Source organism: Gordonia jinghuaiqii, assembly GCF_014041935.1.
Classification (GTDB): Bacteria; Actinomycetota; Actinomycetes; order Mycobacteriales; family Mycobacteriaceae; genus Gordonia; species Gordonia jinghuaiqii.
In genome coordinates, this window is the sequence record NZ_CP059491.1 from 2,241,104 (window position 1) to 2,256,808 (window position 15,705).

Consider the following 15,705-nt stretch of genomic DNA (forward strand, 5'->3'; position numbering starts at 1 on the left):
CTAGACAAAATTGGAAATACACGGTGTAATTCCAATTGTCGGTGATCCGCGCAGAGGGCCACCATCTCAGGGGGGAGCACCCATGACGGACTTCGAGGTACAGACACGGCTCGGGCGCATACACGTCCGCGATGTCGGGAACGGGCCACCGGCGGTGTTGTGGCACAGCATGTTCGTCGACTCGGCGAGTTGGGACCGCATCGTGCCCGGGCTCGCAGCGCACCGTCGGCTGTTCATCGTCGACGCACCGTGGTGCGGCGCGAGCGAGAAGTCGGCTCCGGCCGCGGACATGGAGACGTGCGTGGGTGTGGCCACCGAGCTCATCGAGGCGGTCGGGGACCGGTGTGGGGCGGATGCGGTGGACTGGGTCGGCAACGCATGGGGCGGCCATGTCGGCATGCATCTCGCCGCGGTCGAGCCGGCGCGCATCAACACCCTGGTGGCGATGAGCGCACCCACCGGGCCGATCGACCGCGAGCTGCGGCGCCGAATCCAGCTGCTGCTGCCGCTCTACCGGATCATCGGCGCACGAGGCCCGGTGTGGTCGGCCATCTCGACCACCCTGCTCACCGACGCCACCCGGCGCGACGACCCCGACGCCGTCGCCACGTTGCGTCGCGGTCTCGCAGTCTCGGGCCGGTCGATGATCCCGGCCGTACGGACGGCCATCCTCAACCGCACCGACCTGACATGGGCGGCTGCGCGCATCGCATGCCCGGTGCTGTTCGTCACGACCGACGACCGCGGCGAGTGGACGCCGGAGGAGGCCCGCGCGGTGGCGCGCACCATGCACGACGCCCGTGAGGTCACCATCGGCGAAGCCCGGGTGATCCCCGCCCTCGAACAACCGGCCCGGACAGCCGATGCCGTGCTGGCCTTCTGGGCGCAGACATCGGACAAGACGACGGCACCGCAGAAAACAACGAAATCGCCGCTCCCGACGACGATCGCCGACAACCGGCGACCGCCACGGGAGCGGCGATTGTGAGAGCTCTCTGACGTCGGGAACTCAGGAGGAGACGGCCTCCTCGGCGTGCTTACCGGTCGGCTGTGGGACGGCGACCAGCGGGTACACCCCGTGTTCGTCGTGGACCTCGGTGCCGACGACCGGCGGGTTGAAGACACACAGCATGCGCAACTGCGTATCGGCGGTGACGGTGTGCCGCTCATGACCGTTCAACAGGTACATCGTGCCGGGGGCGAGGGGATAGGTTTCGCCTGTCTCGCGGTCGAGGAGGGTGCCCTCACCCTCGACAAGCCAGACGGCCTCGACATGGTTGGCGTAGTGGAATTCGTTCACCGAGCCGGCGTTGATCGTCGTCTCGTGGAACGAGAAGCCCACGTTGTCGCCGCCGAGAATGATGCGCTTGGAGACCCAGTTGCCCTTGGGGTCGGCGACCTCGCGGTCGGTACCGCTGATTTCAGCTGTGGTTCGGACGATCATCCGAGCACCTCCTTGACTGCATCGGTCAGAATGGACAGGCCGCGGTCGAGGTCCTCGCGCGAGATCGTCAGCGGCGGAAGCAACTTGACGACCTCGTCGGAAGGACCCGACGTCTCGGCGAGGAGGCCCTCGCCGAACGCCAGGGCGCAGACCTTGCCCGCCGCGGTGTGGTCGTCGAAAGCGAGTCCGCGAACCATGCCGCGACCGCGGGTCGAGATGCCGTCGTAGCGGTTGCACAGCTCGGCGAAGACCTCATTGATGCGCTCGCCCTTGGCGTGCACCTCGCGGCTCAGAGTGTCGTCGGCCCAATAGGTTTCGATCGCCTTGGCCGCGGTGACGAAGGCCGGGTTGTTGCCGCGGAACGTGCCGTTGTGCTCACCGGGGGTCCACACGTCGAGCTCGGGCTTGAACAGGGTCAGTGCGAACGGCAGGCCGTACCCGCTGATGGACTTGGACAGGGTGACGATGTCGGGCTTGATGCCGGCTTCCTCGAAAGAGAAGAACTCGCCGGTGCGGCCGCAACCCATCTGCACGTCGTCGACGATGAGCAGGATGTCGCGACGTTCGCACAGGTCGGCGAGGGCGCGCAGCCACTCGGTGCGGGCGACGTTCACGCCGCCCTCACCCTGGACGGTCTCGACGATGACCGCGGCGGGGCGGTTGAGACCGCTGCCGGAGTCGTCGAGCACGCGCTCGAACCAGCCGAAGTCCTCCATGACGCCACCGAAGTAGTTGTCGAAAGGCATCGGGGTGGCGTGGACCAGCGGGATTCCGGCGCCTGCGCGCTTCATCGAATTGCCGGTCACCGCCAGCGATCCGAGGGTCATGCCGTGAAAGGCGTTGGTGAAGCTGATGATCGACTCGCGGCCGGTGACCTTACGGGCGAGCTTGAGGGCCGCCTCGACGGCGTTGGTGCCGGTGGGGCCGGGGAACTGGATCTTGTAGTCCAGGCCGCGCGGCGCCAGGATGTGCTCGGTGAACTTCTCGATGAAGTTCCCCTTGGCCACGGTCGCCATGTCCAGACCGTGGGTGATGCCGTCGGCCTCGATGTACTCGAGGAGGGCCTTCTTCAGCACGGGATTGTTGTGGCCGTAGTTCAGCGAACCGGCACCGGCGAAGAAGTCGAGGTATTCGCGACCGTTCTGGTCGGTGATGTAGGAACCCTTGGCGGTGGTGAACACAGCGGGCCAGTTACGGCAGTAGCTGCGAACCTCGGATTCGTGGGTGGTGAAGACGGAGTCGTCGATGGTGGTGTCGAGAAGTTGCATGATTCGTGCTTCCTTCTGGTGTGACATCTTTTTCAGGTTTATTCGCCGAGATCGCAGAGGCGCTGTCATGAGTCCATCGATCAGGGGTGCGCCGATGAAAGCCGTTGTGCGGGTGCATCTCCCGGGGTGCACCCGCAATCGGGGTAAAGCCGTGTCGTCTCGCCGGCGCATGCGCGCGGGATCGCTATCGCTGCCCGTCAGGGCTCGGGGATCTCCGGTTCCAGCATGTAGAGGTCCTCCGGCTCGTGTGCGTCCGGAAAAGCGTTGACGGGGAACAGGTCTCGACGCTCGAAACGAAGTCCCCGCGCCTTGGCGACAGACTCGAACAGGCGCTGCGAGGGCACGTTGTCCGGGCTGATGGTCGTGTGCATCGCGACCATGCCCTGGCGGTTGACCCGATCGAAGAGGTGATGCAGCATGGAGCCGGCGATGCCGTGTCCGCGAACATCGTCGTCGACGGCGACCTGCCAGACCATCAGGGTCGAGGGGTCGCTCTGCCGACGGTAACCGGTGACGAAACCGACTACGCGGCCGTCGACTTCGGCGACGATGGACGTCGAGGCGAAGTCGTGGCACCAGAGAACATAGGAATAACTCGAGTTGACGTCGAGGACCTTCGAATCCGACGCGATTTCCCAGAGTCGTGTGCCGTCGTCGACCGTTGGTACGCGGTAGTCGACAGCGAGGGCGGTTGTTGGGGCCGATCTTGTTTGGGAAGGGCTCATAACGCATTCGACGTTAACAACGCGTGTCGGCGAAGTCATGTACCAGGCGAAATTGCCCCCGCGAACGCCTACCTTACGCCTGCTCAGGCACGCAATGTGAAGTGGGTCACAAAGACGTGATTCCTGATTGGGTTCGGGGGTGCGGTGGACGGCAGAATGGCCCCATGACGAGGATCATCGCGGGCGAGCTGCGGGGGCGGCGTCTGCGCGTCCCGGACGAGGGGACCCGGCCCACATCGGATCGGGTTCGCGAGTCGGTGTTCAACATGCTCGACGCTCGCTTCGATCTCGACGGCATGTCGGTGCTCGACCTCTACGCGGGATCTGGCGCCCTGGGCATCGAGGCGGTGTCCCGCGGTGCCGCCGACGTCACGTTCGTGGACTCCGGACGTAAGGCCGCAGCGACGATCGGCGCCAATGTGAAGGCCTGTGGAATCGCATCCTCCGCCACCGTACTCGCGCGTTCGGTGTCTGCCTACCTGTCGTCTTCTCCGGAGCGCGTCTTCGATCTCGTCTTCTCCGACCCGCCCTACGACCTCGATGCGCAGACGATCGCCGCGGACCTCGGTCATCTGGTCTCCCGGCTCGCCGACGGTGCGCTGGTCGTGGTGGAGAGGTCGACGCGCTCACGCGGCGACATCTGGCCCGAGGGTTTCGAGGCGGTCCTGGACAAGTCGTACGGCGACACCCGGGTGGAGGTCGGCGTCCGTATCTGACCGGTAAGTTCGGTCCATGACAACGGCAGTGTGTCCCGGCTCCTTCGATCCCTTCACCCTCGGCCATCGATATGTGGTCGAACGCGCGGCGGCCTGTTTCGACGAGGTCGTCATCACCGTGGTGGTCAATCCCAACAAGCGCGGGATGTTCAGCGTCGACGAGCGGATCGGCCTCATCGCCGAGGATTGTGCCGATCTGGGCAACGTGCGCGTCGATCGGTGGGAGGGATTGCTCGTCGACTATCTGCGCCAGGAGTCGATCCACACCATCGTGAAAGGGCTGCGCTCGGCCGTCGACTTCGACTATGAGGTGCCGATGGCCCAGATGAACCGCGAGCTCGCGGACGTGGAGACCGTATTCCTCCTCACCGATCCCCGGTTCGCCCATGTGTCGAGCTCCCTGGTGAAAGAGGTCGCCAAGCTGGGCGGGGACGTCACACCGTTCCTGTCCGCGCACATCCACGAGCGCCTGCAGGCGCGACTGTCGGGGGAGCGGTCGGTCTGAGCGGACGTCTGCCCTGAGGGTCGCCGGGATGGGAGCCGACCTGGGCAATCGCGACACACCCCTCCCGCTTCACGAGTCACAAGCGCAACATTCGGCACAATGGCCACAAGATCACCAACTGTTACAAACAGGCAGAAGCCGGATTGGGGTGGCTGTGTACCGGGTATTCGAGGCTCTCGACGAGCTCGTCGCGATAGTCGAAGAGGCGCGTAGCGTGCCGATGACCGCGGGGTGCGTCGTCCCACGCGGGGATGTGCTGGAACTTCTCGACGACATCAAGGACTCCATCCCCGGCGAGCTCGACGACGCCCAGGACGTCCTGGACCAGCGCGACACCCTGATCGGTGACGCGCGACACCACGCCGAGACGACGGTCGCCAAGGCGGACTCCGAGTCCGAGGCGGTGCTCGCGCACGCACGGGCCGAAGCCGACCGCATCCTCTCCGAGGCCAAGGCGCAGGCCGACCGCATGGTCGACGAGGCCGCGTCGCACTCGAACTCGCTCCTCGAGGACGCGACCGAAGAGGCGCACCGGCTGCAGACCAGCGCGGCACGGGAATTCGAGGCCGTCACCGGCCGGGCGCGTGCCGAGGCGCAGCGCACCATCGACGCCGCCAACAACACCTACGACAAGTCGGTTGCCGACGGCATCGCCGAGCAGCAGCGGCTGGTCTCCGAGACCGAGGTAGTCGGTGCGGCGAAGTCCGAGGCCGAGCGCATCATCGATGCGGCGCATGCCGAGGCCGATCGCCTGCGCGGGGATTGCGACGTCTACGTCGACGAGAAGCTCGCGCAGTTCGAGGAGATCCTCACCGGCACAATGCGGTCGGTCAACCGCGGACGCCACCAGCTGCGCACCGGCGCCGGCATGCACGACTACGTCGAATACCCGCGCGGGGTCGACGACCAGGGTCGTGGCGACGCACGTACCGCGGGAAACCGTCCCCGCGAGGCCTCGACGCACAACAGCTACGACCGCGACCAGGGATCTCCGCTGGCCGTCTGACCGGAGGGGAAAAGGCGTGCGCGAAGTCCGATCGGAAACGCGGTCGAGAGCTCGGCTCCGCACACGCCGCCGGGGCCGGTCGATCATTCGCCGCTCCGAGCGTATGGTGGTCGTCTGTGGCTGATCATGCTGTGACATCAGAAGCGTCGCACGGTCGCGATTCTGCGCCGCGGCGCGAACCCTTCGTCCTCGACATCAGATCGCTGGGACGCCGACCGGGCACCATGTCCGAGGTTCATCGCACTGTGACGACACCGGAGAAGCTCGGTGTGGAGATGGTGGGTATCCCCGCCGACTCCGAGGTCGACCTCGACCTCCGCCTCGAGGCGGTGAGCGAGGGAGTCCTGGTGACCGGCACCGCCTGTGGCGAGACCGTCGGCCAGTGCGCTCGGTGCCTGGAACCCGTCGACGGGACGGTGACGGTGTTCCTCACGGAGCTGTTCGCCTACCCCGACAGTCAGACCGAGCAGACCAGCGAGGCCGACGACATCCATCGCATCGTCAACGACCGCATCGACCTCGAACAGTCGATCATCGACGCCGTCGCGCTGGAACTGCCGATGTCGCCGCTGTGTTCGGAGGACTGCCCCGGTCTGTGCCCGGTGTGCGGCATCCGGCTCGCCATCGCCGAGCCGGGGCACGCGCATGAGGTGATCGACCCGCGCTGGGCAGGGTTGGTGGACAAGTTCGCCGACCGCGAGGACAGCAGCTCGCAGACACCGGATTCCGACGCGCAGGGACGTCGTGACTGACGTTGCGCGCGAGGCAGGTCCCCATGCGGCGCTACTCGCCGCTCTCGACACCGACATCCGTGACGACCTCCTCACGCTGGCGCTGACGCATCGCTCCTACGCGTACGAGAACGGCGGCCTGCCGACCAACGAACGACTCGAGTTCCTCGGCGACTCCGTCCTCGGCGTGGTGATCACCGAACGCCTCTACCTCCGATACCCCGATCGTCCCGAGGGTGAACTGGCGAAAATCCGTGCGAGCGTGGTCAACATGCACGCGCTGGCCGACGTCGCCCGCGGTCTGGGCGACGAGGGCGGCCTCGGCACGTACCTGTACCTCGGACGCGGCGAGGAGATGACCGGCGGCCGCGACAAGGACTCGATCCTCGCCGACGGGCTCGAGTCGCTGTTCGGCGCGGTGTTCCTGAGCCACGGCCTCGAAACCTCGCAGCGCGTCATCCTGCGGCTCTTCGACGAGCGCATCGCCGTCGCGGGCCAACTCGGTGCCGGGCTGGACTGGAAGACGTCGCTGCAGGAACTGAGCTCCGAGCGCGGCTACGGCCCCCCGCAGTACCAGATCAGCGCGACCGGTCCCGACCACAACAAGGAGTTCACCGCGATCGCCCTGGTGGCCGGGGAGAATCTCGGTGAGGGGGTCGGCCGGACCAAGAAGGAAGCCGAGCAGCAGGCCGCTGCCCACGCGTGGAAAGTGCTCACCGAGCGCGCCTCCGCCTCGTCGTGAGCTCAAGCGTCGTGACATCACGCGTCCTGACACCGATCCATGCCTGAACTACCCGAGGTCGAGACCGTCCGCATGGGGCTCGAGAAGCACCTGACCGGGCGGACGGTGACCGCGGTCGAGGTGCTCCATCCCCGTGCCGCTCGGCGCCACGCCGGCGGAGAACCCGATCTGATCGGTCGCCTGGCGGGCAAACACGTCACCGGGGTGCGCCGTCGCGGCAAGTACATGTGGATCGACGTCGCCGACGACACCGACCGCGCCGCACTCGTCGTGCATCTCGGCATGAGCGGGCAGATGCTGATCGCCCGCGGCGGAGCACCCGATCACACCCACCTCCGCATCCGCGCAACCCTCGACGACGACAACGAACTGCGTTTCGTCGACCAACGCACCTTCGGGGGCTGGCACCTCGACGACTACACCGCCGACGTGTACGCGATTGACGGCGATCCCGCCCGAGCCGCCGACATCCCGATGTCGGTCGCGCACATCGCCACCGACCCGTTCGACCCCGCCTTCGACGCCACGCGCGTCGTGAACCGCATGCGGTCCAAGCACTCCGAGATCAAACGCGTCCTCCTCGACCAGACCGTCATCTCCGGCGTCGGCAACATCTACGCCGACGAGGCGCTCTGGCGTGCACGTCTGCACGGCGCGCGGATCGCCGAGACCATCAGCCGCAAGAAGCTCGGCGAGCTCGTCGACGCCGTCACCGAAGTCATGTCGGAGGCGCTGCAGGCCGGTGGCACCTCCTTCGACGCCCTGTATGTGAACGTCAACGGGCAGTCGGGGTACTTCGAGCGGTCGCTGAACGCCTACGGGCGCGTCGGACAGCCGTGCCGGCGCTGCGGAGCGGTGATGCGCCGGGAATCTTTCATGAACCGCAGCTCTTACTATTGTCCGCGGTGTCAACGCCCCCCGAGCGGATCGATCCCGCGCTGACCCACGCAGCAGCGCTGCGCCGGGAATGTTCATGACCGCGGCTCTTACTATGGTCCACGGTGCCAGCGCCGCACCGCCGCCTGAGAGGACTCATCGCAGCATGACGATCGAACAGAACACCGCCGCACCGGCCGAGGCCGCGGAGCCGCCGCACACCGACCTCTGGGTCGAACGCACCGGCACCCGGCGCTACACCGGGCGCAGCTCGCGCGGTGCGGAGGTGCTCATCGGTTCGCAGGACGTCGAGGGTGTCTTCACGCCCGGGGAGCTGCTGAAGATCGCGCTGGCCGCTTGCACCGGGATGTCGTCGGACCGTCCGCTGTCACGTCGTCTCGGTGACGACTACGACGCCACCGTCCGGGTGAGCGGCGACGCCGACCGGGAGAACGAGGTGTACCCGCGGATCTCCGAGATCCTCGAGGTCGACCTCTCCGAACTCGACCCCGACGCCGCGCAGCGCCTGCTGGTCGTCGTCGAGCGCGCCATCGACGCTGTGTGCACGGTCGGACGCACCATCAAGGCCGGCGCCGAGGTCGACCTGAAGATCGCGACGGACTGACAGCATGAACACCGACCCCGTCCGGCTGTCCGCGTTCGTCCACGGACAGGTCCAGGGTGTGGGCTTCCGGTGGTGGACGCGGTCGCGGGCCCTGGAGCTCGGTCTGGTCGGTTACGCGTCCAACCAGGCCGACGGACGGGTGCACGTCGTGGCCGAAGGGCCCCGCGACAAGGTGCTGGCGCTGCTCGATGCGCTTCGGTCGGGGGAGACCCCCGGCCGGGTGGATCTGGTCGTCGACAGCCTGGACCCGGCGCGCGGAGACCTGACGGGGTTCGTCGAACGGTGAGCGGCGCCCGAAACGGATCGCGATGGTGAGTAGTCTGTACCGTCGTGCACCTCAAAAGCCTGACCCTGAAGGGCTTCAAGTCGTTCGCCTCGGCGACGACTCTGCGCTTCGAGCCGGGTATCACGTGCGTCGTAGGTCCCAACGGCTCGGGTAAATCCAACGTCGTCGACGCCCTGACCTGGGTGATGGGCGAGCAGGGCGCCAAGGCGTTGCGCGGCGGGAAGATGCAGGACGTCATCTTCGCGGGCACTTCCGGTCGCCCGCCGCTGGGCCGTGCCGAGGTGACCCTCACCATCGACAACGCCGACGGTGCGCTCCCGATCGAGTACTCCGAGGTGTCCATCACGCGGCGGATGTTCCGCGACGGTGCGGGCGAATACGAGATCAACGGCAATTCGTGTCGCCTGATGGATGTGCAGGAACTGCTGTCCGATTCGGGAATCGGCCGGGAGATGCACGTCATCGTCGGCCAGGGACGGCTCTCGGCGATCCTGGAGTCCCGGCCGGAGGATCGCCGGGCATTCATCGAGGAGGCCGCGGGCGTCCTCAAGCACCGCAAACGCAAGGAAAAGGCGGTCCGCAAGCTCGACTCGATGCAGGCCAACCTCGCCAGGCTCACCGACCTCACCTCCGAACTGCGGCGTCAGCTCAAACCGCTCGGACGCCAGGCCGAGGTGGCACGGCGCGCGCAGACCGTGCAGGCCGACCTGCGCGACGCCCGCCTCCGGCTCGCCGCCGACGACCTGGTGACCCGCCGGACCGAGATGGCCGAGCACAACGCCGCCGAGGACGAGGTGCGGCGCAGGCAGGACGAGGTGGCCGCCGAACTCGACAAGGCGAACGCCGAACTGGCCGAACACGAGCAGCACCTCGCCGAGATCACGCCCGCGGCCGCGGCCGCCGGTCGCGCATGGTTCCGGCTCTCGGCGCTGGCTGAGCGCGTCGACGCCACCCGCCGCGTGGCCGCCGAGCGCAGCCGTTTCCTCAGCGAGGCGACCACCGAGACCACCGGCGCCGATCCGGACGAACTCGACGAGCAGGCGCTCGAGGCCGCCGAACTCGAGGCCGAGCTGGCCGAGGGCGTCGAAATCGCCGCCGAACAGCTCGAGACCGCACGTGAGGAGCTCGGCGAGCGGGAATCGATCGCCGAGGCCGCCGAGACGGCGCACCTGGCGGCGGTGCGCGCCATCGCCGACCGGCGCGAGGGGTTGGCCAGGCTGGAGGGGCAGATCGACAACCTGCGCACCCGATCGGAATCGGTCGACTCCGAGGCAGACCGGCTCACCGCCGCGATCGCGGCCGCTACCGAACGCGCGGAAAGTGCTACCGCGCAACAGGATTCGGCAGCCGCTGAGCTCGCGCAGCTGGAGTCCTCCGAACGTGCCCTCGACGAGCACCACGAACGTTGCGTGGCCGCGCTCAACCTGTCGAACGAGCGGCTCGCCACGCTGCAGGCCTCACATCGCGAAGCCGAGCATTCGATCGCCTCGCTGTCGGCCCGGGTGGATGCGCTCGCGATGGGCCTGGAACGCGGTGACGGCGGCGCCTGGCTCCTGGAGAACGCACCGGACGGACTCATGGGTCCGATGTCGGAGCTGGTCACGGTGGAACCCGGTTTCGAGACCGCGATCGCCGGAGCGCTCGGACCGGTGGTCGACGGCATAGTCACCATCGACGGGGTCGCGGCGATCCGCGCCCTGGAGGCACTCAAGGCCGGTGATGGTGGACGGGCCGCCCTGCTCTGCGGCGGCCTGACCGTCCCCGTCCCGGCGCGGCAGGTGAGCCTGCCCGACGGTGCCCGGTGGGCGGCGTCGGTCGTCAGCTGCCCGGCCGACATCCGCGGCGCCATCGACACCGTCCTGGCCGACACCGTCATCGTCGAGGACCCGTCCCAGGGTCTGGAGCTCGCGCGCCGCCTCGGCGTCCGCGCGGTCACCCACGCGGGCGACCGGATCGGTCCGGCCTCGATCGAGGGCGGATCGTCGCGGCGGCCCTCGACACTCGAGGTGCAGTCGGCCATCGATGCCGCCTCCGAACAACTCACCACGGCGCGCCGCCGCGTCGAAGAACTCGAGGCGGCCCTCGACGGCGCCCTCACCGAACAGCGCGATCGTCGCGAGGCCGCCGAGGAGGCGCTGGCCGCGCTGCACGAGTCCGACGCGGGCGTCGGCGCCGCATACGAGCAGATGGCCAGACTGGGGCACGAGATCCGGACCGCTCGTGCGGAAGCCGATCGGCTGACGCGCCAGCGCAACTTCCTCGAGAAGGGGCGCGAGGAGGCGGTGGAGTCCCTGCGTGAGCTCGAGGAACGACTGCGCCTGGCCCGCGACGATTCCGAGGGCGGCTCCGAGGTGTCGGCCGACGACTCCGAGCGCGCCACTGCCGCAGCCGCCGTGGCAGTGGCCCGCGGCGCGGAGATGGAGGCCCGGCTCACCCTGCGTACCGCCGAGGAGCGCCTCGCCTCGGTCCGGGGCAAGGCGGAGTCGTTGCGGCGAGCCGCCCAGCGCGAGCGCGAGGCGCGGGAGCGCGCGCGACGCCAGGACGAGATCCGCAAGCAGGCCGCAGGCGTCGCCGAGGCCGTCGAACGTGCGGGCGCCCAGGTGGCCGAACGTCTCGCCGCCGCGGTGGCCTCGGCGCAGGCCGGACGCGATGAACTCGAGGAGATCCGGATCGCGCGCACCGCCACGCTCGATGAGCTGAAGGTGCGTGCCGGCGAACTGACCACCACGCTGAACTCCCTGCGCGACACCGTTCATCGCGACGAGGTGGCCCGCGCCCAGGTCGCATTACGCATCGAACAACTCGAGGAACAGGTCCTCGAGACCTTCGCGATGGCCCCCGACGACCTGATCGCCGAGTACGGACCCGACGTGCCGATGCCCCCGTCGGCGCTCGAGATGGCGGAGTACGAGCAGGCGAAGGAGCGGGGGGAGCAGGTGGTCGCACCGGCGCCGATGCCGTACAACCGGGCCACCCAGGAGGCGCGGGCGAAGAAGGCGCAGAAGGACCTCAACACGCTCGGCAAGGTCAACCCACTCGCACTCGAGGAGTTCGCGGCGCTCGAGGAACGCTACAACTTCCTCTCGTCGCAGCTCGAGGACGTCAAGGCGGCCCGCAAGGACCTGCTCGACGTGGTGGACGAGGTCGATGCCCGCATCCTGCAGGTGTTCACCGAGGCCTACGCCGACGTCGAGCGCGAGTTCGGGCAGGTGTTCCAGACCCTGTTCCCCGGCGGGGAGGGTCGACTGGTGCTGACCGATCCCGACGACATGCTCACGACCGGCATCGAGGTCGAGGCCCGCCCGCCGGGTAAGAAGGTCAAGCGGTTGTCGCTGCTGTCGGGTGGCGAGAAATCGCTGACCGCGGTGGCGATGCTGGTCGCGATCTTCCGTGCCCGGCCGTCGCCCTTCTACGTCATGGACGAGGTCGAGGCCGCACTCGACGACACCAACCTGCGGCGTCTCATCACTCTGTTCGCACAGCTGCGGGAGAAATCGCAGCTCATCGTCATCACCCATCAGAAGCCCACGATGGAGGTCGCGGACGCGCTCTACGGCGTCAGCATGCGCGGCGACGGCATCACCACCGTCATCTCGCAGCGGATGCGTGGCGTGAACATGCCCGTGGGTCAACAGGAGGACACCAGCCAGTGAACACCGAAATCATCATCGGCATCGTCGTCGCCGTGCTCGTCGTGGCGGCGCTGATCGTTCTCGGTCTGGTGCTCTTGCGCCGCCGGCGGATCTCGCTGTCCGATGACACCAGCGCAGGACAGAAGCAGCCGGGGATCGTCGACGGCACGACCCGGCAGGTCGACCGGTCCGGGGGCTACCAGGCGGGGTCGGGATTCAACTTCAGCCGGGGTGAGGGCGCCGGAACGGCGCTGGCCGAACCGCCGGCGCGTAAGCCCGAGCCGGTGGTCACACCGGTGGAACCGCCGGTCCAGCCGCCGGTCGAACGTACCGACGTCGACGGTCAGCCGGGTGTCGGCGACGACGCCGCAGTGCCCCGCGATTCGGTCCGGCGCGGCGTCACCGACGTCTCGCTGCCCGACGTGGTCGAACCGAAGACTGTCGAACCGAAGACCGTCGAACCGAAGACCGTCGAACCGAAGACTGTAGAACCCGAGACTGCAAAGCCGGAGACCGCCGAGACGGTAGCTCCCGAGACCGCTGTCCCTGAGACCGCTGTCCCTGAGACCGCTGTCCCTGAGACCGCTGTCCCTGAGACCGCAGCCCCCGAGACCGCTGCCCCTGTCGATGCCGCGGAGGCGGCGACCGCGCCGCCGCTGGACGAGATCGCTCCGACCGCTGGTCGGCTCGGACGTCTGCGCGGACGCCTGTCGCGTTCCCAGGGCGCCATCGGCAAGGGTGTGCTCGGACTGCTCGGCGCGGGCGATCTCGACGAGGACAGCTGGGAAGAGATCGAGGACACCCTGGTCATGGCCGACCTCGGATCGGCGACGACGGCGATCGTCGTCGAGACACTCCGCACCGAGCTGGCCGCGAACCCGGTCCGGTCGGCGGGGGAGGCGAGGGCGTTGCTCAAGCGGGTCCTCGTCGATCAGCTCGATCCCTCGCTGGACCGTTCGATCCGTGCCCTGCCGCACGCCGGTCGTCCCGCGGTGGTGCTCGTGGTCGGTGTCAACGGCACCGGTAAGACCACGACGACGGGCAAGCTGGCGCGCGTACTCGTGGCCGACGGCCGTCGGGTGCTGCTCGGCGCCGCCGACACATTCCGCGCCGCAGCCGCCGATCAGCTGCAGACGTGGGGTGAGCGCGTCGGTGCGGAGATCGTCCGCGGGAAGGAACAGGCAGATCCCGCGGCCGTGGCATTCGACGCGGTCGACCGCGGCATCGAGGCGGGTGTTGACGTGGTCATGATCGACACCGCCGGTCGCCTGCACACCAAGACCGGACTCATGGACGAGCTCGGCAAGGTCAAGCGCGTCATCGAGAAGAAGGCCCCGGTCGACGAGGTCCTGCTGGTGCTCGACGCCACGGTGGGCCAGAACGGGCTGATGCAGGCCCGGGTGTTCGCCGAGGTCGTCAACATCACCGGTGTGGTGCTGACCAAGCTCGACGGGACCGCGAAGGGCGGCATCGTGTTCCACGTACAGAAGGAGCTCGGTGTGCCCGTCAAGCTCGTGGGTCTGGGGGAGGGTGCCGATGACCTCGCGCCGTTCGAACCGGAGGCCTTTGTCGACGCGCTGCTCTGAGCCCATCGATCTGTGATCGGAAGTTCCGCAATAGAAGTCGCCGGACAAAACTGAGACGTTCCTGGGAGTCGAACTGGGACGTTACATGCGCGAAATATAAAACGCCCATCGGGTTACGCGCCTGAAACGTGGGGGCACCACAGCTGAAACCGAGTGCCGACAATCTCTTTGGAGGCGCCGAGCCGTCGGCGCACCTGAGGAGGTTCTGTAGTGGATTTGGCTCTGTTGCCAAACGAATCGTTTGGCCCGATCGACACGGGTAACACGGCATTCATGCTCGTGTCGGCCGCCCTCGTGTTGCTGATGACTCCAGGCCTGGCCTTCTTCTACGGGGGGTTGGCGCGGGGAAAGTCCGTCCTGAACATGATGATGATGTCCTTCGGTTCGTTGGCGGCGGTCAGTGTCGTCTACGTGCTGTGGGGCTTCTCGATGTCGTTCAGCGATGGCGTCACCGGTGAGAGCGACATTCTCGGTATCTTCGCGAATCCGTTCGCGCTGTTCGGCTCCGACCAGCTCATGAGCACGATCGGCGAGGGCGACACCGAGCAGTACGTCACCGCCGGACTGACGATCCCCGCGATCGTCTTCATGGGCTTCCAGCTGACCTTCGCGGTCATCACCGTGGCCCTGATCTCGGGTGCGCTCGCCGAGCGCGTGAAGTTCTCCACCTGGATGGTGTTCACCGTCGTCTGGTCGACGATCGTGTACTTCCCGCTCTCGCACATGGTGTGGGGTGGCCTCGTCGGCGGCGGAGGTCTCCTCGGCGCCGGCGAGGACAGCATCGCGGCCGCGCTGTTCGGCACCACCGACGGCGAGGCCAACGTGGCACCGATCGACTTCGCGGGCGGCACCGTCGTGCACATCAACGCCGGTATGGCGGCACTGGTCCTGGTTCTCATCGTCGGCAAGCGTGTCGGATTCGGGCGCACCGCATACCGTCCGCACAACATCCCGTTCGTGATGCTCGGCGCCGCACTCCTCTGGTTCGGATGGTTCGGCTTCAACGTCGGCTCCGAACTGGGCGCCGACCTTCTCGCCGGCCAGGTGTGGGTCAACACCACCGCTGCGACCGCCGCGGCCATCATCGGCTGGCTCGCGGTCGAGCTCATCCGTGACAAGCACGCCACCAGCGTCGGTGCCGCGTCGGGCGTCGTCGCCGGTCTCGTCGCCATCACCCCTGCCTGTGGTTCGCTGACCCCGGTCGGCTCGCTGATCCTCGGTGTCATCGCGGGTGCTCTCGCCGCTGTCGCGACCGGACTGAAGAACAAGTTCGGCTACGACGATTCGCTCGACGTCGTCGGCGTCCACCTCGTCGCCGGTCTCTGGGGCACGGTGGCCATCGGACTGATCGGCGAGGATGTCGGCATCCTCTGGGGCGGCGATTACAAGCAGCTGGTGGTCCAGATCGTCATCGCGCTGTTCGCTCTCGTGTTCACCGGTGTACTGACCGCGATCATCGCCTTCGCCCTCAAGCCTCTGGGTTGGCGCGTCAGCGATGAGGACGAGAAGGTCGGCATCGATGAGGCCGAGCATGCGGAGACGGCCTATGAGCTGGCATGACGC

15 protein-coding genes are annotated in these 15,705 nt (G+C 67.6%); 12 read left to right on the top strand and 3 right to left on the bottom strand.

Annotation, left to right across the window (positions count from 1 at the left end; genetic code table 11):
- The first annotated feature begins 82 nt into the window (after window positions 1-82).
- Complete coding sequence (locus H1R19_RS09925; protein ID WP_219851316.1) at window positions 83-988, top strand: alpha/beta fold hydrolase; 906 nt, start codon at window positions 83-85, stop codon at window positions 986-988.
- A 21-nt stretch (window positions 989-1,009) separates the two neighbouring features.
- Here H1R19_RS09925 and H1R19_RS09930 read toward each other — a convergent pair whose 3' ends face one another.
- From H1R19_RS09930 to ectA, 3 genes are all read right to left on the bottom strand, one after another.
- Window positions 1,010-1,444 carry an ectoine synthase gene (locus H1R19_RS09930; RefSeq protein WP_188328987.1) on the bottom strand — a complete coding sequence of 145 codons (435 nt, stop codon included), beginning with the start codon at window positions 1,442-1,444 and terminating at the stop codon, window positions 1,010-1,012.
- Window positions 1,441-2,712: a diaminobutyrate--2-oxoglutarate transaminase gene (ectB, locus tag H1R19_RS09935; protein ID WP_188328988.1), complete on the bottom strand. Its 1,272-nt coding sequence runs from the start codon at window positions 2,710-2,712 to the stop codon at window positions 1,441-1,443. Before ectB ends, H1R19_RS09930 begins: the two co-directional genes overlap by 4 nt.
- Window positions 2,713-2,909: 197 nt before the next feature.
- Window positions 2,910-3,437 carry a diaminobutyrate acetyltransferase gene (gene ectA / locus H1R19_RS09940; protein ID WP_188328989.1) on the bottom strand — a complete coding sequence of 176 codons (528 nt, stop codon included), beginning with the start codon at window positions 3,435-3,437 and terminating at the stop codon, window positions 2,910-2,912.
- Between the two features lie 164 nt (window positions 3,438-3,601).
- Here ectA and rsmD point away from each other — a divergent pair, with 164 nt between their 5' ends.
- The 11 genes from rsmD (at window position 3,602) to H1R19_RS09995 (ending at window position 15,702) form a co-directional block, all read left to right on the top strand.
- A complete protein-coding gene (gene rsmD, locus H1R19_RS09945) occupies window positions 3,602-4,153 on the top strand; it encodes a 16S rRNA (guanine(966)-N(2))-methyltransferase RsmD (protein ID WP_219851317.1) in 552 nt (183 codons plus the stop codon).
- 16 nt (window positions 4,154-4,169) lie between these two features.
- Window positions 4,170-4,658, top strand: coding sequence for a pantetheine-phosphate adenylyltransferase (gene coaD / locus H1R19_RS09950; RefSeq protein ID WP_219851318.1), 489 nt, complete (start codon window positions 4,170-4,172; stop codon window positions 4,656-4,658).
- 154 nt (window positions 4,659-4,812) lie between these two features.
- A complete protein-coding gene (locus H1R19_RS09955; protein ID WP_188329309.1) occupies window positions 4,813-5,664 on the top strand; it encodes a DivIVA domain-containing protein in 852 nt (283 codons plus the stop codon).
- A gap of 131 nt (window positions 5,665-5,795) precedes the next feature.
- Entirely contained in the window at window positions 5,796-6,416 is a 621-nt protein-coding gene (locus H1R19_RS09960; RefSeq protein ID WP_219851319.1) for a YceD family protein, read from the top strand.
- On the top strand, window positions 6,409-7,137 hold the full coding sequence (gene rnc / locus H1R19_RS09965; RefSeq protein ID WP_219851320.1) for a ribonuclease III: 729 nt from the start codon (window positions 6,409-6,411) through the stop codon (window positions 7,135-7,137). Before H1R19_RS09960 ends, rnc begins: the two co-directional genes overlap by 8 nt.
- Window positions 7,138-7,176: 39 nt before the next feature.
- Window positions 7,177-8,079 (top strand): bifunctional DNA-formamidopyrimidine glycosylase/DNA-(apurinic or apyrimidinic site) lyase, encoded by a 903-nt coding sequence (mutM, locus tag H1R19_RS09970; protein WP_219851321.1) that lies wholly within the window; start codon window positions 7,177-7,179, stop codon window positions 8,077-8,079.
- 100 nt (window positions 8,080-8,179) lie between these two features.
- Entirely contained in the window at window positions 8,180-8,638 is a 459-nt protein-coding gene (locus H1R19_RS09975; RefSeq protein ID WP_188328994.1) for an OsmC family protein, read from the top strand.
- A gap of 4 nt (window positions 8,639-8,642) precedes the next feature.
- A complete protein-coding gene (locus H1R19_RS09980) occupies window positions 8,643-8,924 on the top strand; it encodes an acylphosphatase (protein ID WP_188328995.1) in 282 nt (93 codons plus the stop codon).
- 44 nt (window positions 8,925-8,968) lie between these two features.
- On the top strand, window positions 8,969-12,577 hold the full coding sequence (gene smc / locus H1R19_RS09985) for a chromosome segregation protein SMC (RefSeq protein WP_219851322.1): 3,609 nt from the start codon (window positions 8,969-8,971) through the stop codon (window positions 12,575-12,577).
- The gene (gene ftsY / locus H1R19_RS09990; protein WP_219851323.1) at window positions 12,574-14,142 is read left to right on the top strand and encodes a signal recognition particle-docking protein FtsY; all 1,569 of its coding nucleotides are present in this window, start codon (window positions 12,574-12,576) and stop codon (window positions 14,140-14,142) included. Before smc ends, ftsY begins: the two co-directional genes overlap by 4 nt.
- Before the next feature lie 210 nt (window positions 14,143-14,352).
- Complete coding sequence (locus H1R19_RS09995) at window positions 14,353-15,702, top strand: ammonium transporter (RefSeq protein ID WP_188328998.1); 1,350 nt, start codon at window positions 14,353-14,355, stop codon at window positions 15,700-15,702.
- The last annotated feature ends 3 nt before the right edge of the window (window positions 15,703-15,705 follow it).